The sequence below is a fragment of the Herbiconiux sp. L3-i23 genome (assembly GCF_023734115.1).
Classification (GTDB): Bacteria; Actinomycetota; Actinomycetes; order Actinomycetales; family Microbacteriaceae; genus Naasia.
The window spans coordinates 665,631-691,842 of the sequence record NZ_AP025737.1; the positions used below are offsets into that span (position 1 = coordinate 665,631).

The following is a 26,212-nucleotide window of genomic DNA, read 5'->3' on the forward strand; positions in this document are numbered from 1 at the left end:
CCAATCCGACGGCGCCTGCGACGGCGCCTCCGGCTAGAGTCCGAGCCAGTCGCTGGCGCCGTCGGGATAGTGCTGCTTCTTCCAGATCGGCGTCTCGGCCTTGATCCGGTCGACGAGCAGTGCACACGCGGCGAACGCTTCGGCACGGTGGGGAGAGGCGACGACCGCGACGAGCGCGACGTCGCCGATCGCGAGCGCTCCGATCCGGTGCGCTGCCGCGAGGGTGAGGCCCGTCTCGGCGGCGACCGCGGCGCAGCACTCGGCGAGGATGCGCTCCGCGTCGGGGTGGGCGCTGTAGTCGAGCGCGGTGACCTCGCGTCCGCCGTCGGCGTCGCGAACCACGCCGCGGAACGTGACGACGGCGCCGTCGGCCCGCGAGGTCACCGCCGACTCGAGTTCATCGGCGTCGAGCACGTCCGACGTGACCCGAGCGAGGACGACGCTCACGCCGTCGGCCCGTCGTGGATAGGGGCGCCCGCCGAGTGGTCGCCGCCGCCGTCGACCTGCGCGAGCAGGTGCTCGAGCACGCGCTCGAGCACGCCGAGTCCGTCGCGCACACCGCCCGTCGACCCGGGGAGGTTGACGATGACGGTTCCGTTCGCGACGCCGGCGACCCCGCGGCTGAGCGAGGACGTCGGCACGATGGCGGCCCCGGCGGCGCGGATGGCGTCGGCGAGTCCAGGGAGTTCGCGGTCGAGCAGCGGGATGGTCGCCTCGGGGGTGGCGTCGGTCGGGCTCGCTCCGGTGCCTCCCGTGGTGAGCACGAGGGCGGGGCGGGTGGCGACCACCGAGCGCAACGCCGTCGCGATGTCGGCGTCGGCCACGACGACCACCTCGTCGACAGTCAGTCCCCGCGCCTGCAGCCACTCGGCGATCAGCGGGCCGGTGGTGTCGTCGCGGGTACCGGTCGCGGCGCGGGTCGAGGCGACCACGACCACGGCCCGGTCGCGGCGCAGCTCCGGAACCGCCGATCGAATGCGGCCGTCGAGCCACGCGTCGCGTCGCCACTCGCCGCGGGCACCGCCCGACTTCGACACGAGCCGGACATCGGTGAGGGTGGCTGCGGGATCGACCGCCTTGACCATGTCGTGCAGCGTCAGCCCCGCCACCGTCACCGCCGTCAGCGCCTCCATCTCGACGCCCGTGCGGCCCGTCGTCGTCGCGGTGGCGGTGATCGTGACGGTCGTGCCGGCGGGGTGGAGGTCGACGGTGACCCGGTCGAGTGCCAGCGGGTGGCAGAGAGGGATGAGGTCGCTGGTGCGCTTCGCGCCCATGATCCCGGAGATGCGCGCGGTCGCCAGCGCATCGGCCTTCTTCAGGCCGTCGGTGCGGAGCAGACCGATCACCTCGTCGGTGGTGACGAAGGTTCCGCTCGCCACCGCCACCCGGTGGGTGACCTCCTTGCCGCCGACGTCGACCATGCGGGCGCGCCCGTCGGAGTCGAGGTGGGTCAGCCCGCTCGCACCAGTCGGTTCACTCAGAGTCGGTTCACTCACAGTCGGTTCACTCATAGGGGGAGCACCTCCACGGCGTCGCCGTCATGCAGTCGGGTGAGGGTTTCGGGGATGTCGAGGAGGCAGTCGGCCGCCGCCATCGTGGCGACCAAGTGGGAGCTCGGGCCGGAGACCGCCCGCACCCGTCCTCCGGGGGTGCGGGTGCCGCGCAGCCACTGCCGCTTGCCGGGAACCGAGACGACGTCGCCGTCGAAGACCCGCTGCTCGGCGAGGATCGGGGGAAGCCCCGAGGCGCGGCGGAGCACCGGCCGCAGGAACACGGCGAACGAGACCTGCGCGCTGACCGGGTTGCCGGGGAACGACACGACGGGGACGCCCTCGACGACGGCCGTCGACTGCGGTCCGCCCGGCTGCATCGCGACCTCGGTCACGTCGGCGCCGAGCGGCTCGAGCACGTCGCGGACGACCTCGAACTCGCCCTTCGACACCCCACCCGAGGTGATCACGAGGTCCGCACGACGTACGGCCTCGTCGAGAGCGGCGCGGAAGACGTGCGCGTCGTCGCTCGTGCGGGCGGTGAAGACGATCTCCGCACCGGACTCGCGGGCCGCGCTCGCGAGGGCGACGGTGTTCGCATCGAACACCTGACCCGGGGCCGGGGTGGCGCCGGGGGGAACGATCTCGGCCCCCGAGCTGATCACCGCGACGCGGATCCGTTTCAGCACCGCGACCTCGGTGAGGCCGGCCGCCGCGAGGGCGGCGAGATGGCGCGGCGCCAGTACGACACCTTCTGTGAGCAGTCGGGCTCCGGCGCGCACGTCGGTGCCGGGCTCTCGCACGTAGTCGCCGGCGCTGCGGGCGACGAGCACGGTCACCTGCCCGTCGTCGACGTGGGTGTGCTCGACGGGGACGACGCAATCGGCGCCCTCGGGCACGACGGCGCCCGTCATGATCCGTGCCGCCGTTCCCTGTTCGACGCGCACGGGGGAGGACGGGGCCGCGGCGATCGTCTCGCCGATCCGTAGCGTCGCCGGAACGTGGGCGAGGTCGGCGCTCGCGACGGCGAAGCCGTCCATCTGCGAGTTGCGGAACAGCGGCAGATCGACCGGTGCCAGCACCGGCACCGCGCTGACCCGTCCGCGTGCGCGCTCGAGCGGAACCCGTTCGCTCGCGACGGGAAGGTCGGCGAGCAGGGCCTCGATGCGTCGGGCGTGCTCGTCGACGCTCCGTCGCGATTCGACCGCCTGTTCGGCGGACGGCGTCGCGGGAGGCGACGCGGCTTCGGGAGCGGTCATGGTCAGTAGCGGGCGACGCTCGGGTCGATGTCGCGGCTCCACGCGTCGATGCCGCCCGCGAGGTGGGTGCCCTCGAATCCGGCGGCGCGCAGCGCGGCGAGCATCCGCTCCGACCGCATCCCGTGGTGGCAGTAGGCGACGATCGGCACATCGCGGTCGAGATCGTCGAGCGCGTCGGCGGTCGCCGACGACATCGGCAGCGGATGCGCGTCCGGCAGGGCGGCGATCTCGACCTCCCACGGCTCGCGCACGTCGATCAACTGCACCGGTGCGCCGGAGGCGAGCAGGTCGCGCAGCGCCGCCGCGTCGATCTCGTCGGCGTGCTGCCAGTCGTCGGGAAGGGTCACGGCGGGGTCCTCTCGGTGGGGTTCAGGGGTCTCGTCGGTGGGCGCGGCGGTGCGCCACGGGGCGTCGGGATCGATTCCGAACGTGAGCTCGCGGGTGCGGGCGGTCTTCGCGTCGTAGCTCGTCACGCGCCCGAGGAGCTGATCGGCGGTTCCGGTGAGCACGGCGAGGACCTGCGCCGCCATCAGCCCGCCGATGACGGTGCAGACGCTCGGGAGGATGCCGCCCTCGGCGCACGAGAGCACCGTGCCGGGTGCGGGCGGCTCGGGGAAGAGATCGCGGTAGATGGGGCCGCGCCCCTCCCAGCTGAGGCCGACCTGGCCGCCGTACTGGGAGACGGCCCCCCAGACCACGGGCACTCCGCGTTCGCGGGCGGCGTCGTCGACGAGGTACCGGGTGTCGAAGTTGTCGCTGCCGTCCACGATCAGGTCGATGCCGTCGAGGAGTGCGGGCGCCGTCTCGGCGGTGACGCGGACCCGGTGCCCCGTCACGGTGCCGGAGCTGAGCGTCACGAGTCGGTCGAGGGCCGACTCGACCTTCGGGCGGCCGACGTCGGCCGAGGAATGCAGCGACTGCCGCGGGAGATTCGACTCCTCGACCACGTCGTCGTCGACGACGACCACGGCCCCGACACCGGCCGCGACGATCGCGGGCAGCACGGTGCTGCCGAGCCCGCCGGCCCCCACGACGAGGACACGGGCGTCGCGGAGCCCGCGCAGGGCGCCGGAGCCGAAGCCCGGCAGGGCGCTGAATCGCGCCCAGCGCGAGTCGCCCGAGCCTGCGCCGACCGTATCGGCGTCGGGGGCGGCTGCGATCCTCATGGCACCATCCTCACCCACCGAGCCGACATCCGCGTCGTTCCGGCCAGCTGATGGGCCCACCCGCCCACGGCGGCCGGCGCAGTAGCCTGACCGCATGACCGCCGGACGCATCAGGATCAGCGAGGCCGCCGCGCTCCTCGGGGTGAGCGACGACACCATCAGGCGCTGGGGCGACGGTGGACGGCTCGAGATCGAACGGGGCGCGGGGCCCGCGACCGTCGACGCCGCGGCGCTCGCCGCTCTCGCGAGTGAGTCGGCCGCCGCATCGCCGGTGGCCTCGCTGACCCGCGGCGGACACTCGTCCGCACGCAACCGGGTGACCGGCATCGTCACCCGCGTCGTCAAGGACACGGTCATGGCGCAGGTCGAGCTGCAGGCGGGGCCGTTCCGCTTCGTGTCGCTCATGAGCAGGGAGGCGGCCGACGAGCTCGGTCTCGAGCCGGGGTCGATCGCCGTCGCGTCGGTGAAGGCCACCAACGTCGTGATCGAGCTGACGGACTGACCCGCTCTCGTACGAACGTCGACACAGCTGAGCTCACCCCTCGATCCGAAGCAGAGTTCCGCGTGTGCGGATCTATGCTTCTCGACATGACGCAGATTCGGAGCATCCGACGTGCCTTCGTCGCCACCGGCGCGCTCGTCGGAGCGCTCGCCGTCGCCCTGACCGGGTGCGCGGGAGCATCGCCCGCACCCGCCGACACGGCGTCGCCCGAGACGAGTGCGTCGATGCTCGAGGGGGCCATCACGGTCTTCGCCGCGGCGTCGCTGAAAGCGACCTTCACCGAACTGGCCGAGGAGTTCGAGGCGGCGAACCCCGACACGTCGATCGAGCTCACGTTCGCCGGTTCCTCGGATCTCGTCACCCAGATCACGGAGGGAGCGCCGGCCGACGTCTTCGCCTCCGCGGATGAGAAGAACATGGCGAAGCTCACCGACGCGGGCCTCATCGACGACGGCGTCCCTGTCGTCTTCGCGACGAACGTCCTCGCCATCGCCGTCCCGCCCGGCAACCCCGCCGGCGTGCACGGGTTCGCCGACCTCGCCCGCCCCGAGGTGAAGACTGTCGTCTGCGCAGCCCAGGTGCCCTGCGGTGCGGCGACCGTGACCGTCGAGGAGGCGACCGGGGTCACGATCGCGCCGGTGAGCGAGGAATCGTCGGTCACCGACGTGCTCGGCAAGGTGACCTCGGGCGAAGCCGACGCCGGGCTCGTCTACGTCACCGACGTGATCGCCGCCGGCGACGCGGTCGAGGGCATCGACTTCCCCGAATCGAGTGAGGCCGTCAACACCTACCCGATCGCCGTGGTCGCCGACTCGCCGGCGGCGGAGGTCGCGCAGGCCTTCGTCGACTTCGTCACCGGCTCCGTCGGGAAGGATGTCCTCGAGGCCGCCGGGTTCGGCCGGCCGTAGCCTGACCTCGATGACCTCTTCGCGCCGCGATTCAGCCGCCGGGGTACCGGCCCCCGTGATCGTCGTCGCGATCGTCGGCGCGGCGTTCGTGCTGCTGCCGCTCGTCGGCATGGCGGGCCGGATCGACTGGAGCCGGTTCGGCGCGCTGATCACCTCCGAGTCGTCGCTCGCCGCACTCGGCCTGAGCCTTCGCACCTCGCTCGCCGCCACGGCGCTCTGCATCCTCCTCGGCGTGCCCATGGCGGTGGTGCTCGCCCGCACGACCTTCTGGGGGCAGAAGGTGCTGCGCTCCCTCGTCCTGCTCCCGCTCGTGCTGCCGCCCGTGGTCGGCGGCATCGCGCTGCTCTACACCTTCGGGCGGCGCGGACTGCTCGGGCAGAGCTTCGAGGCGCTGGGGGTGAGCATCGCGTTCTCGACGACCGCGGTCGTGCTGGCTCAGACCTTCGTCGCGCTGCCCTTCCTCGTGCTCAGCCTCGAAGGGGCGCTGCGAACGCTCGGCACCCGGTACGAGGCCGTCGGCGCGACGCTCGGTGCGCGTCCCGGCACGGTGCTCCGGCGGATCACCCTGCCGCTCGTGCTCCCCGCCCTCGTCGCGGGCGCCGTGCTCTCGTTCGCGCGGGCCCTCGGCGAGTTCGGTGCGACGCTCACCTTCGCGGGCAGCCTGCAGGGCGTCACCCGCACACTGCCGCTCGAGATCTACCTGCAGCGCGAGACCGACCCCGACGCCGCCGTGGCGCTGTCGCTGGTGCTCGTCGTCGTCGCCGTCATCGTCGTCGCCGTCGCCCATCAGGCGGGCGAGACGAGCGTCCTCCGAGGTCGCCGATGAGCGGCCTCGACTTCGCCGCCGCGGTCGCCGACCGGGGCTTCGACGTATCGCTCACCGTCCGGCAGGGAGAGACGGTCGCCGTGCTCGGACCCAACGGCGCGGGCAAGTCGACGCTCCTCGGACTCGTCGCCGGGCTCGTGCGCCCCGACTCCGGTCGCGCGACGCTCGACGGCGACGTGCTGTTCGACACCCCGGCGGTCGGTCGCGGCCGGTTCGCGCCACCTCACGACCGCGGGGTCTCGCTGCTCGCGCAGGACGCGCTGCTCTTCCCCCACCTCTCGGTGCTCGACAACGTCGCGTTCGGACCGAGGAGCGCAGGGCTGCCGCGCGCCGACGCCCTCCGCCGGGCGCGCGCGTGGCTCGAGCGGGTGGACGCGGAGGAGCTCGCCTCTCGGCGACCGGCGTCGCTGTCGGGAGGTCAGGCCCAGCGCATCGCCGTCGCGCGGGCGCTGGCCGCGGAGCCGGCGCTGCTGCTGCTCGACGAGCCGATGGCGGCACTCGACGTGTCGGTGGCGCCCGCGCTGCGTCGGATGCTGCGCGAGGTGCTCGCCGACCAGACCACGATCATCGTCACCCACGATGTCCTCGACGCCTTCACGCTCGCCGATCGCGTCGTCGTGATGTCCGACGGCCGGGTCGTCGACAGTGGTCCCGTGCGAGAGGTGCTCGACCGACCGAGGACGACCTTCGCCGCGAACCTGTCCGGGGTGCTCCTGCTGACGGGCCTTCGGGCGGCCGACGGCGTCGCACTCGACGGCGGGGGAGAGCTCCGAGTTCCGGGGGCCGCGTCGGTCGCGATCGGCGGGCGGGTGGGAATCGCCGTTCGTCCTCCGCACGTGCGCGTCGAGACGCAGCAGTTCGGCACGCGTGGCGCCGGCGTCCGCGAGAGGATCGTCGACTTCGAGCCTCGGGGGGACCTCGTACGAGTCCATTCCGCTCGGATGGCCGCCGACCTCCCTCCGAGCGTCGTGGCCGGTCTCGCTCTGGCCGAGGGCGACGAGGTGTCCTTCGTCGTCGATCCCGCGCTCGTGAGCGTCTACCCGCTGTGAAACCGACACTTCTCTGACATCGTTCCCAGAAAGGGCTGGACCTTCTCGGGGAGCAGAAGATACGGTTTCTGCGCACTGAAACCGCCGGGCAGGCGTCGCGCATCGCCGATCGAGGGCTTCCCTCGTCGCGCTCGTCAGCGTGCCCGGAATCGGACACCACGTGGGAACGTTCCCGCAGAAAGCTCGGTATGTACAGCGACGCAAGTCTCCGCAGGATCCGTCTCGACCGATTCGTCCGCGAACGGGTGATGCCCGCCATCTATCCCGACGCGCGCGCGGTCGAGATCGAGGCGTGGACGGTGAACGGCGAGCCGGTGCCGTTCGAGGAGGCGATCGCCCAGCGCTTCGAGCCGTTCGCGGTGGGATCGCGTTGGGGCAAGGCGTGGGACACGACCTGGTTCCACGTGCGGGGCACGGTTCCGCCCGAGTGGCGGGGCCGCGACGTCGAGCTGGTCATGGATCTCGGCTACGACGGCAAGTACATCGGCTTCCAGTCCGAGGGCATCGCCTACCGACCCGACGGCACCATCGTGAAGGCGATCGAGCCGATCAACTCGTGGGTGCCCGTCGACTCGTCGGCCGACGAGTTCGAGTTCTACATCGAGGCCGCCGCCAACCCGAACATCGGGCACCTCTACCGTGGCGGCGTCTCGCACCTCGGAGACCCGGCGACCATTCCCGACGAGCCGATCTACTCGCTGAAGGCCATGACGGTGTGCCTCAAGGCCGCGGAGGTCTGGGAGCTCGCGCAGGACATCTGGACCTTGAACGGACTCGCCGCCGAGCTGCCCGACGAGCTGCCGCGCACCGTTCAGATCCTCACCGCGCTCGACTCCATGATCGACGCGATGGATCCCGACGACATCGTCGGCAGCGCCTCGCGCGGCCGGAAGGCGCTGGAGCCGGTACTCGCCTCGCCCGCCTACGCGAGCGCCCACCGGTCGGGCGCCGTGGGTCACGCGCACATCGACTCCGCCTGGCTGTGGCCGGTGCGCGAAACGGTGCGCAAGGTGGCGCGCACCTTCTCGAACGTCGTCGACCTGATGGAGCGCGACTCCGACTTCGTCTTCGCGGCCTCCTCCGCCCAGCAGTACGCCTGGCTGAAGCAGAGCTACCCGGCCGTGTACGAGAAGGTGAAGGCCATGGTCGCGGCGGGCCGGTTCATTCCCGTCGGCGGCACCTGGGTCGAGAACGACACGAACATGCCGAGCGGCGAGGCGCTCGCCCGCCAGTTCGTGGCCGGCAAGAAGTTCTTCCTCGACGAGTTCAGCATCGAACCGCTCGAGGTGTGGTTTCCCGACTCGTTCGGCTACTCCGGCGCCCTGCCGCAGATCGCGAAGGCGGCCGGGTCGAAGTGGATGCTGAGCCAGAAGATGTCCTGGAACGAGTACAACGCGTTCCCGCACCACACCTTCCACTGGGAGGGCATCGACGGCACCCGCATCTTCACTCACTTCCCACCTTCCGACACCTACAGCAGCGAGCTCTCCGGTCGTGAGCTCGCCCGGGGGCAGCGCCAGTTCGCCGACAAGGCGGGCGCGAACAGTTCGCTCCTGCTGTTCGGCTGGGGCGACGGCGGCGGCGGACCCACCCGCGAGATCCTCGCGGCCGCCGCACGGACGAAGAACCTCGAAGGCTCGCCGACCGTGCACATGACGACGCCGCAGGCCTTCTTCGAGGAGGCGGAGGCCGAGTACGCGGAGCCGCCGGTGTGGATGGGGGAGATGTACCTCGAGTTCCACCGCGGGACCTACACCTCGCAGTCGAAGACCAAGCGCGGCAACCGGGTGAGCGAGGCGCTGCTGCGCCAGGCCGAGCTGTGGGCGGCGACCGCGGCCGTGCGGACCGGCGCCGACTACCCCTACGACGTGCTCGAGGAGCAGTGGCACACGGTGCTGCTGCAGCAGTTCCACGACATCCTGCCCGGGTCGTCGATCGCCTGGGTGCATCAGGAGGCCGAACGCAACTACGCGCGGGTCGCCGAGGTGCTGGGCGGCGAGATCCGATCGGCGCTGCAGGCGCTGGTCGGCGACGGCGATGCGGCGATCGCCGTGAACGCCGGACCGTTCGCGCGGGCCGGCGTGCCCGCGGCCGGGGCCGCAGTGCTCGACGCGGCGCAGATCGCGGGCACCGGCGCGGACGCGACCGGCCGCGTCGCGGAAGCCGTTGCGCCGGTCCGCCGTGAGGGCGACGCGTTCGTGCTCGAGAACTCCCGCACCCGCGCGGTCGTCGACGCCGGTGGCCGGCTGGTCTCCCTGGTCGACCTGGCCACGGGCCGCGACGCGATCCCCGCAGGGGAGGCGGGCAACGTGCTGCAGCTGTTCCGCGACACTCCCCGCCAGTTCGACGCCTGGGACATCGACGACGAGGACAAGCGCACCCTCACGGTGCTCGAGGCCGAGACCGTCGAGGTCGCCGACGACGGACGGGCGCTGCGGGTCGTGTACGCGACGGCCGATTCGCGCATCGAGCAGACGCTCCGCCTGCACGACGAGACCGGTGCGCTCGACACTCATTTCGAGATCGACTGGCACGAACGGCAGAAGCTGTTGAAGCTCGCGTTCCCGCTCGCGGTGCGCACCGACCGTGCGACTTCGGAGATCCAGTTCGGCCACCTGCACCGGCCGACGCACGCGAACACGTCGTGGGACGTGGCCCGCTTCGAGACCGTCGCGCACCGGTGGATCCACGTGGGCGAGCCTCGCTTCGGCGTCGCGATCTCGAATCACGTCGTCTACGGGCACGACATCCGCAACACCCGGTCGGCGGCGGGCGAGGCGATCACGACGGCGCGGCTGTCGCTGCTGCGCGCCCCGCTCTACCCCGACCCGGAGACGGATCAGGGGCGGCACGAGTTCGACGTGTCGATCCTCGCCGGCGCCGACATCCCGACGGCGATCACCGAGGGGTACCGCCGTCAGCTGCCGCTGCAGGTGGTACAGGGCGGCGCCGCGTTCGCCCCGCTGTTCGCCGCGGAGGGCGACGGGGTCGTGCTCGAGACGGTGAAGCTGACCGAGGACCGCTCAGGGGATGTCGTCCTGCGCCTGTACGAGGCGCACGGCGACCACAGCGCGGCGACGATCACTGCCGACTTCGACTGGGCAGAGGCGCGCGAGGTCGACCTGCTGGAGCGCCCGCTCGAGGGCGCCGCTCCGGTGCAGGTGGAGGACGGCAGGTTGCGGGTCTCCCTCCGCCCGTTCGAGCTCCGCACCTACCGCTTCACCCAGTAGATCCGATATTGCGGGCAGGAACGTACGTTCCGGCGGGCGCATTCGCCCGGAACGTACGTTCTCGCCCCGATTCCGACGCCGGCGAAGCGGGTGGGCGTAGCGGGCCGGCTAGCCGGGGGAGCGGTCCCCGAGGAGAATCACCGGATGAGCATCGACGACGAGGTAGGCGCCGACACCCGCGCAGGCGAGCGCGCCCGACAGCTGGACCGGGCGCACGTGTTCCACTCGTGGTCGGCTCAGGGGGCGTTGAACCCGATGGTCATCGCCGGCGCCTCGGGCAGCGAGGTGTGGGACTCCGACGGCAACCGGTACCTCGACTTCTCCAGCCAGCTCGTGAACACCAACATCGGCCACCAGCATCCGAGAGTCGTCGACGCGATCAAGGCGCAGGCCGACCTGCTGACGACCGTCGCCCCCGCCCACGCGAATCTCACCCGCGGCGAGGCGGCGTCGCGCATCCTTGCCCGTGCTGGCGACGAGTTCAGCAAGGTGTTCTTCACCAACGGCGGCGCGGACGCCAACGAGAACGCCATCCGCCTGGCCCGCCTCGTCACCGGACGCGACAAGGTGCTCTCCACCTACCGCTCGTACCACGGCAACACCGGGGCGGCCGTCGTCGCGACCGGCGACTGGCGCCGGGTACCGAACGAGTACGCGCGCGGCCATGTGCACTTCTTCGGGCCTTTCCTCTACCGCTCCGAGTTCTGGGCGACGACGCCCGAGCAGGAGAGCGAGCGGGCGCTGCATCATCTGCAGCGGGTCATCCAGGCGGAGGGGCCCGCGTCGATCGCCGCGATCCTGGTCGAAACCATCCCCGGCACGGCGGGAGTGCTGCTGCCGCCTCCCGGATACCTCGCCGGTGTCCGCGCGCTCGCCGACAAGTACGGCATCGTGCTGATCTTCGATGAGGTGATGGCGGGCTTCGGTCGCACGGGCGACTGGTTCGCGTTCCAGAACGAGCGTGTCAATCCCGACGGCATCGTGCCCGACCTCATCACCTTCGCGAAGGGCGTGAACTCGGGATACGTGCCCGCGGGCGGCGTCATCATCCCCGCGTGGATCGCCGACACCTTCGACGACCAGGTCTTCCCGGGCGGTCTCACCTACTCCGGTCACCCGCTCGCGATGAGCGCGATCGTCGCAACCATCGACGCGATGGCCGACGAGGGGATCGTCGACAACGCCGCCCGCGTCGGCCGTGACCTCCTCGGCCCGGGCCTGCTCGCCCTCGCCGAGAAGCACCCGGTCATCGGCGAGGTGCGCGGCGTCGGCGTGTTCTGGGCACTCGACCTGGTCGCCGACCCCGACACCCGCGAGCCGCTCGGCGCGGCGGGCGTCGCCGCAGTGAAGGGCGAACTCCTGAAGCGCGGCCTGCTCCCGTTTACGGCGGACAACCGCATCCACGTCGTCCCGCCGTGCATCGTGACGGACGCGGAAGTCGACCGCGCGCTCGCCATCTACGACGAGGCCTTCTCCGCCACCGCCTGAACCCCACCCCACCCCTGCGAGCGCGGTGTGTTGCTCCGAGCGCACCTGTTTGAACACCCGCGCTGGATGCAACACACCTCCCTCGCGCTGAAACGCGCGATGGGCCCAGCTCGCCGGGGGTAACGGGTCGTAGGATTTACGACCGTGAGTGACAAGAACCCGTACCTCGTCAACGTGCGGGACCTCCTGAACCGTCCCGGAGAGATGCGCGAGCGCGAACTCGACTTCGCCAACCCCGAGAAGCTGGGGGAAGGCCTTGCCTGGGTGCCGGAGGGCCGCGCCATCGAGATCGACTTCCGGCTCGAGTCGGTGCACGAGGGCATCCTCGTCTCCGGGGAGGCTCGGACCACGGCGGATGCGCAGAGCGCCCGCACCCTGCGCGACTTCGACCTGCCCATCGAAGTCGATTTCCAGGAGCTTTTCGCGTATCCTTCTGAGGTTCCTTCCGACTACGAGGTTCAAGGCGACCACGTGGATCTTGAACCGGTCGTGAGGGATGCGGTGGTGCTGGCACTGCCGTTCCAGCCGGAGTTCCCCGGTGAGTCCGACGAGGTCGAGCTCCCCGAAGGCATCACTCTGGTGGTCGCGGACGACGAGGCGGAAGCCCCCCTCGATCAGCGATGGGCTGCCCTCGCCCAGCTCCGCGAAGACACAGACGTATCGAAAGAAGAGAGATAGATCATGGCTGTCCCCAAGCGGAAGAAGTCGCGCGCCAACACCCACGCCCGCCGTTCGCAGTGGAAGGCCGAAGTGCCGAACCTGGTGAAGACCGTCGAGAACGGCAAGGTCACCTACAGTCTTCCCCACCGCGCGAAGGTCGTCGAGGACTCCGCGGGCACCCCGCTCTTCCTCGAGTACAAGGGCCGCAAGGTCGCCGACGTCTGATCGGCACCTCGCATCCCGCGTGGCCGAACAAGTGACCGCGGTCACGACTGATGGCCTGATCGAAGCACTCGGAGTCGACATCGACTCCGAGTTGCTCGTTCTGGCCCTGACGCATCGCTCGTACGCGTACGAGCACGGCGGCATCCCCAACAACGAGCGCCTCGAGTTCCTCGGCGACTCGGTGTTGGGGCGTGCCGTCACGGCGATGCTCTACCGCGAACACCCCGACCTCGACGAAGGCGAGCTCGCCAAGCGCCGCGCCGGCCTCGTGTCGACGGTCGCGCTCGCCGAGATCGCCCGCACCATCGGTCTGGGGCGCTACCTCCTGCTCGGCAAGGGCGAGGAGCTGACCGGCGGACGCGACAAGTCGTCGATCCTCGCCGACGCGACCGAGGCCCTCATCGGCGCCGCGTACCTCAGCGCCGGAAGCGAGCCGGCCGAAGCCCTCGTGCTGCGGCTCGTCGAACCGCTCCTCGATTCACCCGAGCGCCTCGGTGCCGCGCTCGACCCGAAGACCACGCTGCAGGAGATCGCGTCGCGCCGCGGCGTCGGCCTCCCCGTCTACGCCATCGAGGCGTCGGGCCCCGACCACGCGCGCCGCTTCACGGCCACGGTCACGGTGGGCACGCTCGTCACCGCGACGGGCAGCGGCACCAGCAAGAAGCAGGCCGAGATGGTCGCGGCGCTCGAGGCGTGCACGGCGCTCACCCGCCCCGCCAAGGGCTGAGCCCGCCCACTCGCGAATCGTTTGCGAGGTCTCCGCGGCGTCGCCGCTTGCAAACGTACGGTCGGCGACCGGCTCTTCCGTCTTGTCACACGCTTGTAACACCAATATGCACAACGTTTGACATCTCGTCGCTAGTCTGAGGATTCCCTCCGAAAGGCGCCTCGATGTCGATTCCCTCCGCTTACACGGGCGACCCCACCGATGACGACGGTGCGCTGATCCTGCGTCACATCGTCGGGCTCTACGACGCCTACCTCGCGAAGGACCGCGCCACCGCCGACTCGTTCATCGCCGCCGAGGCGACGATGTGGGACAGCGAATACGTCCCCCTCCTGCGCGGACACGACGCCCTCAACGCCCTCCGCGACGCGCGCCCGCCCGCCGAAGACGCCTCCCTCGTCGTCGGAATCGACGTCACCGAACCGGTGATCGACGTCTGGGGCGACGTCGCGGTCGCGAAACACGTCTTCACCGTCCGCTTCTCCGATGGGCGCCCCGACGAGGTCGTCCGCAACACGGGCGTCTGGCGTCGGACCGACGACGGCTGGAAGATCTTCCACAATCACGAGGACGTCGTCCACACCGCCTAGCGCCCGACCTGGGCTTCCCGCACCACCTCCACCACCCCGCACCAGTCACATCCCGCACCACCACATCTCCTGCATCCACGAAAGGAACACCGGTAGTGAACAAGATCACGAGAGGCGGCGCGGTCGTCGCCTCGATCGCCGGCATCGCGCTCCTCGTCAGCGCCTGCGGCGCGTCCGACTCGGGCGGCGACAGCGGCGGCGACAGCAGCCAGATCGTCATCGACAAGTCCTTCGACCTCGTCACGGCCGACCCCGGCCGCATGTTCGAGACCACGGGCGGCATCGTGCTGCACGCCGTCTACGACAGCCTGCTCACCTTCGCGGACGGTGACTCGACGACGCCGCTGCCGAGCGTCGCCTCCGAATGGAGCGCGAACGACGACGCGACCGAGTACACCTTCACCCTCCGCGACGACATCACCTTCTCGGACGGCACCGCGCTGACCTCGGCCGACGTCGTCTACTCGCTCGACCGGGTGAAGAACCTGCAAGGCAACGGCTCGTTCCTGATGTCCGGCCTCTCGGTCGCGGCACCGGACGACACGACCGTCGTCATCACCTCCGAGGCGCCCAACACGGCCATCCCGGCGATCGTGACGAGCCCCACGCTCGGCATCGTCAACAGCGCCGTCGTCACCGAGAACGGTGGAGCCTCCGACGAGGGGGCCGCCGAGAGCGACACCGCCGAGGAGTTCCTCAACTCCGAGTCCGCCGGCAGCGGCCCCTACGTCCTCGAGAGCTTCGACACCACGACCGAGGTCGTGCTGACGCGCAACGAGGAGTACTGGGGCGAGGCGCCCGAGTACGACCGGGTCATCCTGCGCAACGCCACCGCCGAGACGCAGCTCCAGGACCTGCAGAGCGGCACCGCGCAGGTCGCACTCGACCTCGGCTCCGACCAGACCGCGTCGCTGCAGGGCAACGGCGATCTGATCGTCTCGACCGACGTGTCGGCGACGATGTTCTTCCTCTTCGCGAACGCGAACCCCGAGATCTCGGACGTGACCTCGAGCGCCGACTTCCGCGAAGCGGTCCTCTACGGTCTCGACTACGACGGACTGGTCGAGCTCGCCGGTGAGGGTGCCGAGCGACCGGGCGGCATCGTGCCGACCACGTTCCTCGGTGCGCTCGACAGCGGCGACGCCCCGCAGCGCGACATCGAGCGGGCGACCGCCGCGGCGGAGCGCCTCGGTGACATCGGCACGATCTCGCTCGAGTACGCGAGCGATATCTCGGCCGCCGGTCTCAACTTCGGTCCGTTCGCCGAGCGTGTGCAGGCGAACCTCGCCGAGGTCGGCATCGACATCGAGCTGACCCCCGGTCCCGTGGCCTCGACGCTCGAGAACTACCGCAACGGCGCCGAGCAGATGGGCTTCTGGCTGTGGAACCCGGACTACCCGGACCCCGCCGACTACCTCGCCTTCGGACCCGGCGGCATCGTCGGTCTCCGCGCCGGTTGGGCCGCGGGCGCGTCGCCCGAGATCGAGTCCGTCATGGCCGAGGTCAGCACGACGACCGACGACGCCGCCCGTGCGCCGCTGTTCGAGGAGTTCCAGACCCTCATGAACGAGGCCGGCGTCATCTTCCCGATCGTGCAGCCCGCCGCCACCGTGGTGTCGAGCTCGTCGGTCGGCGAGGTCAAGTACGACGCGGTGTTCTCGCTCGACATCGCCGCGATCGGCAAGTAGCAGCCTGAGACGGCGGGTGGGGCTCTCACGCCCCGCCCGCCGTCCTCCCCCTCCTCGAAAGGCACTCCCTGACATGCTCTGGCGGTTCGTCGCAGGACGCGTCGGCGCGGCCGTGATCCTCGCGGTCGGCATCGTCATCGTCGCGTTCTCGCTGACCTCGCTGCTGCCCGGTGACGCGGTGACCTCGCAGCTCGGCGAGCAGGCGGCCGCGAACCCCGAGATCGTGGCGCGATTCCGAGCCCAGTACGGTCTCGACCAGCCGCTCTACGTGCAGTTCTTCGCCTACCTCGGCAACCTCTTCCAGGGCAATCTCGGCACCTCGCTCGAGAGCCGGCGTCCGGTGCTCACCGACCTCGCTCAGTTCGGACCCGCCTCGGCGGAACTGGCCCTCACCGCGACGATCATCGCGATCGTCCTCGGCGTGGGCGGGGGAGTGCTCGCCGCGCTCCGCGCCGACAAGATCAGCGACCAGGTGCTGCGCGTCGTCAGCCTCGGCGGCGTCTCGGTGCCGCTGTTCTGGCTGAGCCTCATCGCCACCGCGGTGCTCTCGACGAGCCTTCGTCTCTTCCCCTCGTCGGGGCGGCTCAACCCGGGCGTGCAGCCGCCGCCGCAGGTGACCGGCCTCTACACGATCGACTCGCTCATCGCCGGGAACCTCCCGCTGTTCGGCCAGGCGGTCTGGCATCTCGTGCTGCCGGCGCTCGTGCTCTCGATGCCGATGATCGGTCTGCTGCTGCGCTTCACCCGCTCGTCGACGCTCGAAGTGCTGAACAACGAGTACGTGCGCGCGGCTGAGGCGAAGGGGCTGCCGCGCTTCACCATCGTCCGTCGTCACGTGCTCCGCGGGGCACTCGTCCCCGTCATCACGGTGCTCGGCACGGCGTTCGCGTCGCTGCTCGCTGGCACCGTGCTCGTCGAGCAGATCTTCGCGTGGCCGGGGATCGGCTCCTACGCGTACCGCAGCGCCACCAACCTCGACCTCCCCGCCATCGTCGGGGTCACCCTCTTCGTCGCCATGGTCTACGTCGTCATCAACCTGCTGGTCGACGTGCTCTACGGCTTCATCGACCCGAGGATCCGCGCCGCATGAGCACCCCGACCGCCACTCCCACCCTCGACCTCGACGAGGCCCGCAAGGGACGCTGGGCGCTGCGCCGCCGCCGACTGCCTCGCGCCTGGCGCCGACCGCTCGCCGTCATCGGCATGGTCGTCATCGCCTTCTGGGTGCTGGTCGCCCTCTTCGCACCGCTGCTCGCCCCGAGCGATCCGCTCGCGCAGAGCTTCCCGCGTTTCCTGCCGCCGAGCCCCGAGCACCTGTTCGGCACCGACGGCGTCGGCCGCGACGTGCTGTCGCGAGTGATCTACGGTGCGCAGATCAGCCTGCCCGTCGCCGTGCTGCTCGTCATCCTCTCGGTGATCATCGGCGGCACGATCGGTGCCCTCGCCGGCTTCTTCGGCGGCATCGTCGACACCGTGCTGATGCGCATCGTCGACCTGTTCTTCGCCTTCCCCGCGATCATCCTGGCCATGGCGGTCTCGGCGGCGCTCGGCCCCTCGCTCACGAATGCGGTGCTCGCCATCGTCGTCGTGTCGTGGCCCGCCTACGCCCGTGTCACCCGTTCTCTCGTGCTGACGCTGCGCGACAGCAACTACATCGCCGCCAGCCGTCTGCTCGGTGTCTCCTCGACCAGGGCGCTGCTGCGCGAGGTGCTGCCCAACGTCGGAGGCCCGATCCTCGTCCTCGCGACCCTCGAACTCGGCAACGCCGTGCTCCTGCTCTCCGGGCTCTCGTTCCTGGGGCTCGGCGCCGTGCCGCCGACGCCCGAGTGGGGTGCCATGGTCTCGGAAGGCGCCCGCGTGTTCTACAACTACTGGGTGGCGCTGTTCCCCGGCATCGCGATCTTCTCGATCGTGATCGCGTTCAACTTCCTCGGCGACGCGCTCCGAGACGCGCTCGATCCGCGCGTCTCGCGCGCCGTCGCCGCGAGCGAACTGTGAGGATGAGCCGCTCATGAGTCTTCTCGAGATCGACGACCTCCGCATCACCGTCGGAAACCGCGTCCTCGTCGACGGCGTCTCGCTGCGCGTCGAGGCGGGCGAGGCGGTCGGCGTCGCCGGCGAGAGCGGCAGTGGCAAGACGCTCACCGTGCAGACCGCGCTCGGATTCCTGCCCGGCGGGGCGAAGGCCACCGGGGAGGTGCGGCTCGACGGGGTCGACGTGCTCACCATGAAGGGCGAGTCGCTCCGCGCCATCCGCGGCGGTACCGTCGCGATGGTCTTCCAGGACCCGATGACCTCGCTGCACCCCATGCTGACGATCGGCACCCAGCTGACCGAGCACATGCGCACCCATCTGAAGCTCAGCCGCAAGGCCGCCGAATCGCGTGCGGTCGAGATGCTCGAACTCGTCCGCATCCCCGACGCGCGCGGCGCGCTGTCGGCCTACCCGCACCGGTTCTCGGGTGGCATGCGTCAGCGCATCGCCATCGCGAGCGCCCTCGCCTGCGAACCGCGCCTGCTGATCGCCGATGAGATCACCACCGCCCTCGACGTCACCGTGCAGGCCGGGATCCTCGAGCTGCTCGAGCGCCTCCGCGTCGAGAACGACATGGCGATCGTCGCGATCACCCACGACCTCGGCGTCATGAACGTCGTCTCCGAGCGGCTCTACGTCATGTACGCCGGGCGCGTCGCCGAACACGGCACCACCCGCGACGTGCTCGACCGCACCCGCCACCCGTACTCGAAGGCGCTGCTCGACGCCCTGCCCGAGGCGGGGCGCACGGGGCAGCCGCTCATCCCCATCCCCGGCGAGCCGGCGACGCCCGACAAGCGACCGGCCGGCTGCGCGTTCCACACGCGCTGCGCCTTCGCTCAGGAGAGCTGCCGCACCGTCGTGCCCCCGCGCATCGTGATCGAGCCGGGCCACGACATCGCCTGCCCGCCCGATCCGTTCGCACCCGACCGGGTGCTGCTCGAGGAGCGAGTCTGATGCCGGTTCTGGAAGCGGACGACGTCGTCGTCCAGTACTCGCGCGGCCGCCACCACGTGCGCGCCGTCGCGGGCGTCACCCTCACGGTCGACGCCGGCGAGATCGTCGGCCTCGTGGGGGAGTCCGGCTGCGGCAAGTCGTCGCTCGGCCGGGCCATCGTCGGGCTCGAGCAGCTCGCGGAGGGCACCGTCACCCTGAACGGCCACCCGGTGACCCGCATCGGCAGACGGGCTCGCGCGGCCCGCGACCGCTCGCTGCAGATGGTCTTCCAAGACCCCTACACCTCGCTGAACCCGCGCCGGCGCATTTGGAAGCAGATCGCGGACGGGTTCCGGGAGCGTCGCCGACCCGCCGAGGCCCGCGCGGCGGTGCTCGAGCTCCTCGACGCGGTCGGCCTGCCGGCCTCGAGCGCCGACCGATTCCCCCACGAGTTCTCGGGCGGCCAGCGTCAGCGCATCGCGATCGCCCGCGCCCTCGCCGCCGACCCCGAGGTCATCGTCGCCGACGAGGCGATCAGCGCGCTCGACGCGTCGACCCGCGCGCAGGTCACCAACCTGCTCGTGAGGCTCGCCCGCGAGCGCCGCCTGGGGCTGCTGTTCATCTCGCACGACCTGTCCGTCGTCCGGCACATCGCCGACCGGGTGTGCGTGATGTATCTCGGCCGCATCGTCGAAGAGGGGCCTACGGAGCTCGTCTGGGAGCGACGCCTCCACCCGTACACCGACGCCCTCGTGCGCGCCATCCCCACGGTCGGCGCCGACGCGCCCCGCCCGGAGGCGCCGCGCGGCGAGGTCCCCGATCCCGCAGCACCGCCCGCCGGATGCCGGTTCCACCCGCGCTGCCCCTTCGCCCGGGAGATCTGCACCGTCGAAGACCAGGCGTTGCGGCCCATCGACTCGGGGCAGAGCGCCGCGTGCGTGCTGCAGCCGACCGGCGGCCCCGCCGTCGCGCTCCCCGACCCGGTACTTCGGGCCGGCTGAGGTCCCCGCCCCACCCGCCGACAGGAAGCGAACCCATGGCACCGATCACGATCGATCATCCCGCCCGAGTCGAGCGCCTGTGGGCGAAGCTCGACGAGCACCGCCTCGACCTCGTCTTCCTGCCGGCCTCGCAGTCGGACTTCGAATACTTCACGGGCGTCGCCCGCCGCGCCCCCTCGTTCGGTGGCATCGGCTACGCGAACCACTGGATCTCCGGCGCCTTCATCGCTCCCGGCACACCGCCGCTCTACGTGCTGACCAAGCACTACCAGGACTTCGACATGCCCGCCGGGATGACGGGCGACGTGATCACCGCCCGTGACGGCGACGACGGCGGTGCCCTCTTCGCGCAGGCGCTCGATCGCTTCGGCGGCGGGCAGCGGCGCATCGGCGTCGCCTCGCGCTCCTGGGCCGAGACGAGCATCGCATTGGCCGCGCTGCGACCCGCTGCCGAGATCGTCGTTGCCGACCGGGCGACGAACGAGCTGCGCCGCATCAAAGACGCGGACGAGATCGAGCTGATGCGGCAGGCGGCGGGCATCGTCGACCTCGTCTACTCCGAGATCGAGCCGACCGTCGTCGTCGGGGTCACCGAGCTGGAGCTCGCCTCACGCATCGATCTGCGGATGCGGCAGCTGGGCTCACCGGGGCCATCGTTCGACACGGGCGTCTTCGCGCTCGGGCCCGGGCTGGTGCGCGACGCCGACGTGCGCGTCTCGACCGAAGCGCCGCCGCGGGGTTCCGCGGTCAGCTTCGACTTCGGCGCGATCGCGCAGGGCTACTGCAACGACTTCGGACGCACCGTGCACCTGGGCGACCCGAGCGAGGAGTACGAGCGCGTGTACGACCTCGTCATCGCGGCGCAGGAGGCCGGCCGGGCTGCCGCGGTGCCGGGCGCGACAGGGTCCGACGTGCACGCGGCGACCCGCGCGGTCATCGTCGATGGCGGGTACGGCGAGTGGTTCCGTCACCGCACCGGGCACTGCATCGGCCTCGACGTGCACGAACTGCCCTACATCTCGGAAGAGGATCACACGCCACTCGAGCCGGGCATGCTGTTCACCATCGAACCGTCGGTGTTCTGGCCGGGACGCGTCGGAGTCCGCGTCGAAGACGTCTTCCTGCTCACCGAGAACGGCGCCGAGGCGATCAACCGTCATCCGCACGCGATGGTGGCGAACCGATGACGATCGATTCCCGCGTCGCCGGGCTGATCCGCGACGGCGCATTCGCCGCGTTCACGACGTTGGCGGCCGGCGGAGCCCCAACGACGCAGATGATGTGGGTCGATCACGACGACGAGCACATCCTCATCAACACCGAGATCGGCCGCGCGAAGTACCGACACGTGCAGGACGACCCCCGGGTGGTCGTCCTCATCCCGGATCCCGCCGACCCGTACCGGTACGCCGAGATCCGCGGACGGGTCGTCGACGAGGTCGCCGGGCGCACGGCGCGCGACCACATCGACGTGCTGTCCGAGCGCTACTTCGGGCGTCCCTACGACCCTGACGCGATCGGCACCGAGCGGGTGCAGCTGAAGATCGCGCCCGACCGGGTGCACCTGCACGGATTCGAGCGGTGAGATGACCGGGATCGGATCCGCTTCCTCCGTCGCCGGGTGGGAGACGCGCGCATGACGAACAGGGAGCCGTCCGCGTCGCGGGGCCGCGGCGACCGGTCCTCGGAGGCGGCGCGGTCGCCGATGTCGGGCATGGCGCGCGAACTCGAGAAGCAGCGCACGAGCGTCGAAGTCGACGACGTCGACCTCGAACTGCTCCGTCTGCTGAGCCGCGACTCGCGTGTCTCGCAGCGCCAGCTCGCCCGCGACGTCGGGATGTCACCGCCCGCCGTCGGAGAGCGCATCGCGCGGTTGGAACGGCAAGGACTCATCCGCGGCTACACGACCGTTGTCGATTGGGCGGCGCTCGGCTTCCCGATCCTCGTCTACATCCCGATGACGCTCACCGCCGACGCCGACCTCGACGCGATCCTCGAGGAGCTGCGCGGCATGCCCGAACTGGTGGAGCTGACCGTCGTCACCGGCAGCTTCGACATGATCGCGCGCTTCCGGTTGCGCGACCACTCTCACCTTCAGGCTCTGCTGCTCGACCGGATCTGGCCCATCCGCGGGCTTCAGCGCATCGAGACCTTCCTGAGCCTCGGCGAGGTGATCGCGGAACGCCGGCTCTCGGAGATCCTCGAGATGACGGCGGACCGCTCCGACACCGACTGAACCGTCGCCGATGAGCGGGGAAGGCCGGATCAGAGGTTTCTGGCGCGCTCCACGGAGTCGGCGCCGGCGGCGGTGAGCACCGCCGTGTCGACGACAACGGCGACGTCGTCGAAGCCGTGGCCGTAGAGCGCCGCGGCGGCCTCGAGGGTGCCGCCGTACGCCCCGGAGCGGATGCCGGCCGCGCGCGCCGCCGCTACGATGCGGCGCAGCGGTGACTCCGGGGACGTGTCCGCCAAGAGCTCGGCGTGCGTCGTGCCGAGCGCGATGGAGAGGTCGAAGGGGCCGACGAACAGCATGTCGACGCCGGGGGTCGCCGCGATCGACTCGACCTCGGCGAGGGCGCCGGGAGTCTCGATCATCACGTTGCAGGTGACCCGGCCGTTGGCGGTCGCGGCGTCTTCGCCCGCGCCGCCCCAGTACGCCGACATCGGCCCCCAGCTGCGCGTGCCGTCGGGGGCGTACCGCACCGCTGCGGCGGCCTTCGCCGCATCGGCGGCGTCGCGAATCATGGGCACGACCACGCCGTCCGCCCCCGCGTCGAGCGCCCTGCCGATCCAGGCCGCGTCGTTCGCCGGCACGCGCACGAGCGTCGGGTGGCCTGTGCGCATCGCCGCCAACCGGGCGACCGTGTCGAGGATCGAGCGGTCGTCGTACAGGCCGTGCTGGGCATCGAGGAGCACCCAGTCCGCGCCGATACCGGCGAGGGCGGCCGCGGCCGCCGGGGCGCCGAGCATGGACCAGGCGCCGACCGTGCGGCGGGAGGAATCGGAGGAAGTCACCGGGCCATCTTCGTCGGTCGAGTGTTCGGGGAACAACCCTTTCGACCTTGCACCCGCAAGGACGTAACAGGACGGAAACTTACGTCGAGACCCTCCGGCGCTATGTTCGGAGAACAACCGCTCCGCTCGTGAAGGACCCCATGTTGAAGCCCGCACCGCACGCCGCGACCGTCCCCGCGTCCGGGATCCGCGAGATCGTCGATCTGGCGATGCAGGCCGCGACGCCGGTGCGGCGGCTCGAGATCGGCGAACCCGACTTCCCGACGCCCGCGCACATCGTTGAAGCCGCGTTCGACGCGGCCCGGGTGAGCACCTCGTACGTCCAATCCGCGGGGATGCCGGTGCTGCGGAACGCGATCATCGAGCGGCTCGGCGAACGGTACGGCCTCGATCTCGCGCTTCCGGAAGTGGTCGTCTCCCAGGGCGCCGTCGGGGCGGTGTCGGCCCTCATCTCGATCGTCGCCGGCCCGGGCGACGAGGTCCTCATCCCCGACCCGGCCTGGCCGAACTACGAGATGCAGGCCCTCCTCGCCGGGGCGACGCCGACCTTCTACCCCCTGCGACCCGAGGCGGGGTTCCTCCCGGACGTCGCCGAGATCGAAGCGCTGCTCACGCCCCGCACCCGAGCCATCGTGATCAACTCGCCCGGCAACCCGACCGGCGCCGTCATGCCGCGCAGCGACGTCGAACGGGTCGTCGCGCTCGCCGCCGCACGCGACATCCTCGTCATCAGCGACGAGGTGTACGACGAGATCCTCTTCGACGGCGAACCGGCGAACGCGGCGGGCTTCGACCGCGACCACGTCGCGTCGGTGTTCAGCTTCTCGAAAACCTACGCGATGACCGGGTGGCGGGTCGGCTACTCGGTGATCCCGCGCTCCCTGTCGGCACCGTTCGCGAGCGTGCTCGAGACCACCCTGTCGTGCGTGTCGAGCGTGACGCAGGCGGCGGCGCTCGCCGCGATCACCGGCCCCCAGGATCAGGTCGCCGCCATGCGCACCGCCTACCGACGAAGGCGGGATCTCGCGGTCGGTCTGCTCCGCGAGGCGGGCCTCGACATCGGAACCCCGGCGGGAGCCTTCTATCTGATGATCCCGCTCGCGGACGGCGCCGACTCCCGCGCCGCCGCCCTCGATCTCGTCCGGCAGGGGGTGGCACTGGCGCCCGGATCCGCGTTCGGTGCGAACGCCCCTCACCACCTCCGGATGTCGCTCGCCGCGCACGACGACGACATCGCCGCCGGGGTGCGCACCTTCCTCGACTGGCGCGCCGCGACCGACGGCGGGCTCCGGGTCGCTCGCGCCGGATCGGCCGGGTGACGGCGATGGCGGTCGAAGTGGGGCTCGGGGTCTTCTCGGGCGAATGGCACGAGGGCACCGGCCTCGACCAGGGTGCGACGCTGCGCGAATCCATCACCCAGGTGCAGCACGCCGAGACGGTCGGCCTCGACAGCGTCTGGGTCAGCGAGCACCACTTCCATCCCGCGCGGTTCGTGGGCTCGCTCGCCGCCTACTGCGGCGCGATGGTGCAGGCCACCTCGCGCATCAGCGTCGGCTACGGACTCGCGCTCGCCCCTCTGCACGACCCCGTGCGTCTCGCCGAGGACGCCGCCTTCCTCGACGCGCTGTCGGACGGCCGCTTCACGCTCGGTCTCGGGCTCGGCTACCGGGACGTCGAGTACGAGGGCTTCGGGGTGCGGCGCTCAGAACGCGTCGGCCGCACGGTGGAGGCGATCGAGATCTGCCGTCAGGCGTGGACGGGCGAGCCGCTCCAGCACGCCGGCCGGTTCTACGACCGACGTGGCATGGTCGTGAGCCCGATGCCTGCGACGCCCGCGGGTCCGCCGATCATGCTCGGCGGCCACCATCCGAACGCCATCGATCGCGCCGCGCGCATCGCCGACCGGTTCTGCATGGACGCCGGCACAGACTCCGAGGCGTACGAGGACGGCGACGGCCGCAACCGCGCGCTCGTCGGCCGGGTCGCCTCAATGCTGGAGCAGTACCGGGCCGCCCTCACCCGGCACGGCAAGGACGCGAGCGAACCGGCCTTCTCGCTCAACATCGGCGGCTTTCTGCACCCCGACGGCCCCGACGCGGCGTGGGACACCCTCGCCGAGGCGTACCTGCTCACCCGCCGCGTCTACGGCGACTGGTACGGCCTCGATCCCGCCGATTACGCCGACTGGTACCCCGACCGGCTCTCCGAAGCGGAACGCGAGCAGCGCAAGTCCGAGCTGCTGCTCGGCACCCCCGACGACATCGCGCCCGTGCTCGAGGAGATCCGCGACATGGTCGGCCCGAACCTGCACATCATGTTCCGCTCGAAGTACCCGCTCGTCGACGACGCCGCCATGCGGCAGTCGGTGTCGCTGCTCGGCGAACTGCGCGGAAGACTGGTGCGATGATCGGCCTGCGCTTCAGCCTGCGCCTCAACAACGACCTCCCCGCCGACGAGCTCGTCGCGCTCGCGAAGGCCGCCGAGGAGGCGGGCATCGACCAGCTGTGGGTGTCGAACGACCTCATGCTGCGCTCGGCGCCGGTGCTGCTCGGAGTGCTCGCGGCGAACACCACCACGTTGCGGCTCGGGATCGGCATCATGAACCCGTTCTCGGTGCATCCCGCGGAGCTCGCCATGACCGCCGCGACGCTGCAGGAGGTGACCGGCGGGCGATTCCTGCTCGGTCTCGGCGCGGGCGCGGGGGAATTCCTGTCGTGGATCGGCGTCGATCAGCAGAAGCCGCTCACCCGGACACGCGAAGCGCTGCGGGCGATCCGTGCGCTGCTCACCGGCGGCCGTCCGGCCGAGGTCGACGGAGCCGGCGAGGCGTGGACCGACGACGCCTACCTGCGATTCGACGCGAATCCGGTCCCCATCTACATCGGGGCCATGAGCCCCAAGATGCTCGAGTTCGCGGGAGCCGAGGCCGACGGCGTCATCGCGCTCGCCCTGCCGCCCGAGCACTACTCGACCGCGCGGGAGCGCATCGAAGCGGGCGCCGCCGCGGTCGGTCGGGCGGTCGACGAGCTCGACGTGCCCGCGTGCGTGTGGCTGTCGCTCGACACCGACAAGGCCGCCGCCGAGCGGGCCCTGGCCCTGAAGCTCGCGTACTACGGAACGGCCTTCTCGCCATACCTGCTCGCGCAGGGCGGGCTGCAGCAGTCCGACTTCGCCGCGAGCGAGGCAGCGCTGCGGGCGGGCGACGTCGACGGCGCCGTCGCGGCCATCACGCCCGCGATGCTCCGCCTCGGCATCGCCGGCCACCCGGCTGCGGTGCGGGAGCGCTGCGACGAGCTCATCGCCCGCGGCGCCACCCACCTGTCGTTCGGGCCGCCGCTCGGACCCGATCCCGTCGCCGCCGTGCGACTCCTCGGCCGTGAGGTGCTCGCCCCCTTGCGCGCCGCGTCCGACGCGTAA

26 protein-coding genes are annotated in these 26,212 nt (G+C 71.0%); 21 read left to right on the top strand and 5 right to left on the bottom strand.

The window, feature by feature from the left end:
• Positions 1–33 precede the first annotated feature (33 nt).
• The 4 genes from NGH83_RS03145 to NGH83_RS03160 are packed head-to-tail and all read right to left on the bottom strand — an operon-like array spanning position 34 to position 3,915.
• Complete coding sequence (locus NGH83_RS03145) at positions 34–447, bottom strand: molybdenum cofactor biosynthesis protein MoaE (RefSeq protein WP_251857615.1); 414 nt, start codon at positions 445–447, stop codon at positions 34–36.
• Positions 444–1,511, bottom strand: a complete 1,068-nt coding sequence (moaCB, locus tag NGH83_RS03150) for a bifunctional molybdenum cofactor biosynthesis protein MoaC/MoaB (RefSeq protein ID WP_251857616.1) — start codon at positions 1,509–1,511, stop codon at positions 444–446. The genes NGH83_RS03145 and moaCB overlap by 4 nt, the downstream gene beginning before the upstream one ends.
• Positions 1,508–2,749, bottom strand: a complete 1,242-nt coding sequence (gene glp, locus NGH83_RS03155; protein WP_251857617.1) for a gephyrin-like molybdotransferase Glp — start codon at positions 2,747–2,749, stop codon at positions 1,508–1,510. Before glp ends, moaCB begins: the two co-directional genes overlap by 4 nt.
• Before the next feature lie 2 nt (positions 2,750–2,751).
• The gene (locus tag NGH83_RS03160; protein WP_251857618.1) at positions 2,752–3,915 is read right to left on the bottom strand and encodes a ThiF family adenylyltransferase; all 1,164 of its coding nucleotides are present in this window, start codon (positions 3,913–3,915) and stop codon (positions 2,752–2,754) included.
• Between the two features lie 94 nt (positions 3,916–4,009).
• Here NGH83_RS03160 and NGH83_RS03165 point away from each other — a divergent pair, with 94 nt between their 5' ends.
• From NGH83_RS03165 to NGH83_RS03250, 18 genes are all read left to right on the top strand, one after another.
• Complete coding sequence (locus NGH83_RS03165) at positions 4,010–4,417, top strand: molybdopterin-binding protein (RefSeq protein WP_251857619.1); 408 nt, start codon at positions 4,010–4,012, stop codon at positions 4,415–4,417.
• 86 nt (positions 4,418–4,503) lie between these two features.
• Positions 4,504–5,325 (top strand): molybdate ABC transporter substrate-binding protein, encoded by an 822-nt coding sequence (modA, locus tag NGH83_RS03170; protein ID WP_251857620.1) that lies wholly within the window; start codon positions 4,504–4,506, stop codon positions 5,323–5,325.
• A 10-nt stretch (positions 5,326–5,335) separates the two neighbouring features.
• Positions 5,336–6,151 carry an ABC transporter permease gene (locus NGH83_RS03175; RefSeq protein WP_251857621.1) on the top strand — a complete coding sequence of 272 codons (816 nt, stop codon included), beginning with the start codon at positions 5,336–5,338 and terminating at the stop codon, positions 6,149–6,151.
• Positions 6,148–7,200: a sulfate/molybdate ABC transporter ATP-binding protein gene (locus NGH83_RS03180; protein WP_251857622.1), complete on the top strand. Its 1,053-nt coding sequence runs from the start codon at positions 6,148–6,150 to the stop codon at positions 7,198–7,200. Before NGH83_RS03175 ends, NGH83_RS03180 begins: the two co-directional genes overlap by 4 nt.
• A 188-nt stretch (positions 7,201–7,388) precedes the next feature.
• On the top strand, positions 7,389–10,430 hold the full coding sequence (locus NGH83_RS03185) for a glycoside hydrolase family 38 C-terminal domain-containing protein (protein WP_251857623.1): 3,042 nt from the start codon (positions 7,389–7,391) through the stop codon (positions 10,428–10,430).
• A gap of 144 nt (positions 10,431–10,574) precedes the next feature.
• A complete protein-coding gene (locus tag NGH83_RS03190; protein ID WP_251857624.1) occupies positions 10,575–11,918 on the top strand; it encodes an aspartate aminotransferase family protein in 1,344 nt (447 codons plus the stop codon).
• A gap of 144 nt (positions 11,919–12,062) precedes the next feature.
• Entirely contained in the window at positions 12,063–12,596 is a 534-nt protein-coding gene (locus NGH83_RS03195) for a DUF177 domain-containing protein (protein WP_251857625.1), read from the top strand.
• 3 nt (positions 12,597–12,599) lie between these two features.
• Positions 12,600–12,803 carry a 50S ribosomal protein L32 gene (rpmF, locus tag NGH83_RS03200; protein ID WP_251857626.1) on the top strand — a complete coding sequence of 68 codons (204 nt, stop codon included), beginning with the start codon at positions 12,600–12,602 and terminating at the stop codon, positions 12,801–12,803.
• Positions 12,804–12,822: 19 nt separating this feature from the next.
• A complete protein-coding gene (rnc, locus tag NGH83_RS03205; RefSeq protein WP_251857627.1) occupies positions 12,823–13,530 on the top strand; it encodes a ribonuclease III in 708 nt (235 codons plus the stop codon).
• A 164-nt stretch (positions 13,531–13,694) separates the two neighbouring features.
• On the top strand, positions 13,695–14,120 hold the full coding sequence (locus tag NGH83_RS03210) for a nuclear transport factor 2 family protein (RefSeq protein ID WP_251857628.1): 426 nt from the start codon (positions 13,695–13,697) through the stop codon (positions 14,118–14,120).
• A 95-nt stretch (positions 14,121–14,215) separates the two neighbouring features.
• Complete coding sequence (locus NGH83_RS03215) at positions 14,216–15,808, top strand: ABC transporter substrate-binding protein (RefSeq protein WP_251857629.1); 1,593 nt, start codon at positions 14,216–14,218, stop codon at positions 15,806–15,808.
• A gap of 73 nt (positions 15,809–15,881) precedes the next feature.
• A complete protein-coding gene (locus NGH83_RS03220) occupies positions 15,882–16,898 on the top strand; it encodes an ABC transporter permease (protein ID WP_251857630.1) in 1,017 nt (338 codons plus the stop codon).
• A complete protein-coding gene (locus tag NGH83_RS03225) occupies positions 16,895–17,806 on the top strand; it encodes an ABC transporter permease (RefSeq protein WP_251857631.1) in 912 nt (303 codons plus the stop codon). The genes NGH83_RS03220 and NGH83_RS03225 overlap by 4 nt, the downstream gene beginning before the upstream one ends.
• A gap of 13 nt (positions 17,807–17,819) precedes the next feature.
• The gene (locus NGH83_RS03230) at positions 17,820–18,800 is read left to right on the top strand and encodes an ABC transporter ATP-binding protein (protein WP_251857632.1); all 981 of its coding nucleotides are present in this window, start codon (positions 17,820–17,822) and stop codon (positions 18,798–18,800) included.
• On the top strand, positions 18,800–19,780 hold the full coding sequence (locus tag NGH83_RS03235; RefSeq protein ID WP_251857633.1) for an ABC transporter ATP-binding protein: 981 nt from the start codon (positions 18,800–18,802) through the stop codon (positions 19,778–19,780). The genes NGH83_RS03230 and NGH83_RS03235 overlap by 1 nt, the downstream gene beginning before the upstream one ends.
• 35 nt (positions 19,781–19,815) lie before the next feature.
• Entirely contained in the window at positions 19,816–20,967 is a 1,152-nt protein-coding gene (locus NGH83_RS03240) for a Xaa-Pro peptidase family protein (protein ID WP_251857634.1), read from the top strand.
• Positions 20,964–21,365 carry a TIGR03618 family F420-dependent PPOX class oxidoreductase gene (locus tag NGH83_RS03245; RefSeq protein WP_251857635.1) on the top strand — a complete coding sequence of 134 codons (402 nt, stop codon included), beginning with the start codon at positions 20,964–20,966 and terminating at the stop codon, positions 21,363–21,365. The genes NGH83_RS03240 and NGH83_RS03245 overlap by 4 nt, the downstream gene beginning before the upstream one ends.
• A gap of 51 nt (positions 21,366–21,416) precedes the next feature.
• Positions 21,417–22,016 carry an Lrp/AsnC family transcriptional regulator gene (locus tag NGH83_RS03250; protein WP_251857636.1) on the top strand — a complete coding sequence of 200 codons (600 nt, stop codon included), beginning with the start codon at positions 21,417–21,419 and terminating at the stop codon, positions 22,014–22,016.
• A 29-nt stretch (positions 22,017–22,045) separates the two neighbouring features.
• Here NGH83_RS03250 and NGH83_RS03255 read toward each other — a convergent pair whose 3' ends face one another.
• Entirely contained in the window at positions 22,046–22,795 is a 750-nt protein-coding gene (locus NGH83_RS03255; protein ID WP_251857637.1) for an HpcH/HpaI aldolase/citrate lyase family protein, read from the bottom strand.
• Positions 22,796–22,935: 140 nt separating this feature from the next.
• On the opposite strand from NGH83_RS03255, the gene NGH83_RS03260 reads away from it, so the two are divergent.
• Genes NGH83_RS03260 through NGH83_RS03270 form a run of 3 tightly spaced genes read left to right on the top strand, consistent with a single transcriptional unit; the run spans position 22,936 to position 26,212 of the window.
• The gene (locus tag NGH83_RS03260; protein WP_251857638.1) at positions 22,936–24,114 is read left to right on the top strand and encodes a pyridoxal phosphate-dependent aminotransferase; all 1,179 of its coding nucleotides are present in this window, start codon (positions 22,936–22,938) and stop codon (positions 24,112–24,114) included.
• 5 nt (positions 24,115–24,119) lie between these two features.
• Entirely contained in the window at positions 24,120–25,202 is a 1,083-nt protein-coding gene (locus tag NGH83_RS03265; RefSeq protein ID WP_251857639.1) for an LLM class flavin-dependent oxidoreductase, read from the top strand.
• On the top strand, positions 25,199–26,212 hold the full coding sequence (locus tag NGH83_RS03270) for an LLM class flavin-dependent oxidoreductase (protein ID WP_251857640.1): 1,014 nt from the start codon (positions 25,199–25,201) through the stop codon (positions 26,210–26,212). Before NGH83_RS03265 ends, NGH83_RS03270 begins: the two co-directional genes overlap by 4 nt.

Excerpts from the sequence above, each read along its gene's own strand:
- moaCB (WP_251857616.1), bottom strand. The coding sequence starts at position 1,511 with ATGAGTGAACCGACTGTGAGTGAACCGACTCTGAGTGAACCGACTGGT.
- glp (WP_251857617.1), bottom strand. The coding sequence starts at position 2,749 with ATGACCGCTCCCGAAGCCGCGTCGCCTCCCGCGACGCCGTCCGCCGAA.
- NGH83_RS03160 (WP_251857618.1), bottom strand. The coding sequence starts at position 3,915 with ATGAGGATCGCAGCCGCCCCCGACGCCGATACGGTCGGCGCAGGCTCG.
- NGH83_RS03165 (WP_251857619.1), top strand. The coding sequence starts at position 4,010 with ATGACCGCCGGACGCATCAGGATCAGCGAGGCCGCCGCGCTCCTCGGG.
- modA (WP_251857620.1), top strand. The coding sequence starts at position 4,504 with ATGACGCAGATTCGGAGCATCCGACGTGCCTTCGTCGCCACCGGCGCG.
- NGH83_RS03175 (WP_251857621.1), top strand. The coding sequence starts at position 5,336 with ATGACCTCTTCGCGCCGCGATTCAGCCGCCGGGGTACCGGCCCCCGTG.
- NGH83_RS03180 (WP_251857622.1), top strand. The coding sequence starts at position 6,148 with ATGAGCGGCCTCGACTTCGCCGCCGCGGTCGCCGACCGGGGCTTCGAC.
- NGH83_RS03185 (WP_251857623.1), top strand. The coding sequence starts at position 7,389 with ATGTACAGCGACGCAAGTCTCCGCAGGATCCGTCTCGACCGATTCGTC.
- NGH83_RS03190 (WP_251857624.1), top strand. The coding sequence starts at position 10,575 with ATGAGCATCGACGACGAGGTAGGCGCCGACACCCGCGCAGGCGAGCGC.
- rpmF (WP_251857626.1), top strand. The coding sequence starts at position 12,600 with ATGGCTGTCCCCAAGCGGAAGAAGTCGCGCGCCAACACCCACGCCCGC.
- NGH83_RS03210 (WP_251857628.1), top strand. The coding sequence starts at position 13,695 with ATGTCGATTCCCTCCGCTTACACGGGCGACCCCACCGATGACGACGGT.
- NGH83_RS03220 (WP_251857630.1), top strand. The coding sequence starts at position 15,882 with ATGCTCTGGCGGTTCGTCGCAGGACGCGTCGGCGCGGCCGTGATCCTC.
- NGH83_RS03225 (WP_251857631.1), top strand. The coding sequence starts at position 16,895 with ATGAGCACCCCGACCGCCACTCCCACCCTCGACCTCGACGAGGCCCGC.
- NGH83_RS03230 (WP_251857632.1), top strand. The coding sequence starts at position 17,820 with ATGAGTCTTCTCGAGATCGACGACCTCCGCATCACCGTCGGAAACCGC.
- NGH83_RS03235 (WP_251857633.1), top strand. The coding sequence starts at position 18,800 with ATGCCGGTTCTGGAAGCGGACGACGTCGTCGTCCAGTACTCGCGCGGC.
- NGH83_RS03240 (WP_251857634.1), top strand. The coding sequence starts at position 19,816 with ATGGCACCGATCACGATCGATCATCCCGCCCGAGTCGAGCGCCTGTGG.
- NGH83_RS03245 (WP_251857635.1), top strand. The coding sequence starts at position 20,964 with ATGACGATCGATTCCCGCGTCGCCGGGCTGATCCGCGACGGCGCATTC.
- NGH83_RS03250 (WP_251857636.1), top strand. The coding sequence starts at position 21,417 with ATGACGAACAGGGAGCCGTCCGCGTCGCGGGGCCGCGGCGACCGGTCC.
- NGH83_RS03260 (WP_251857638.1), top strand. The coding sequence starts at position 22,936 with ATGTTGAAGCCCGCACCGCACGCCGCGACCGTCCCCGCGTCCGGGATC.
- NGH83_RS03265 (WP_251857639.1), top strand. The coding sequence starts at position 24,120 with ATGGCGGTCGAAGTGGGGCTCGGGGTCTTCTCGGGCGAATGGCACGAG.
- NGH83_RS03270 (WP_251857640.1), top strand. The coding sequence starts at position 25,199 with ATGATCGGCCTGCGCTTCAGCCTGCGCCTCAACAACGACCTCCCCGCC.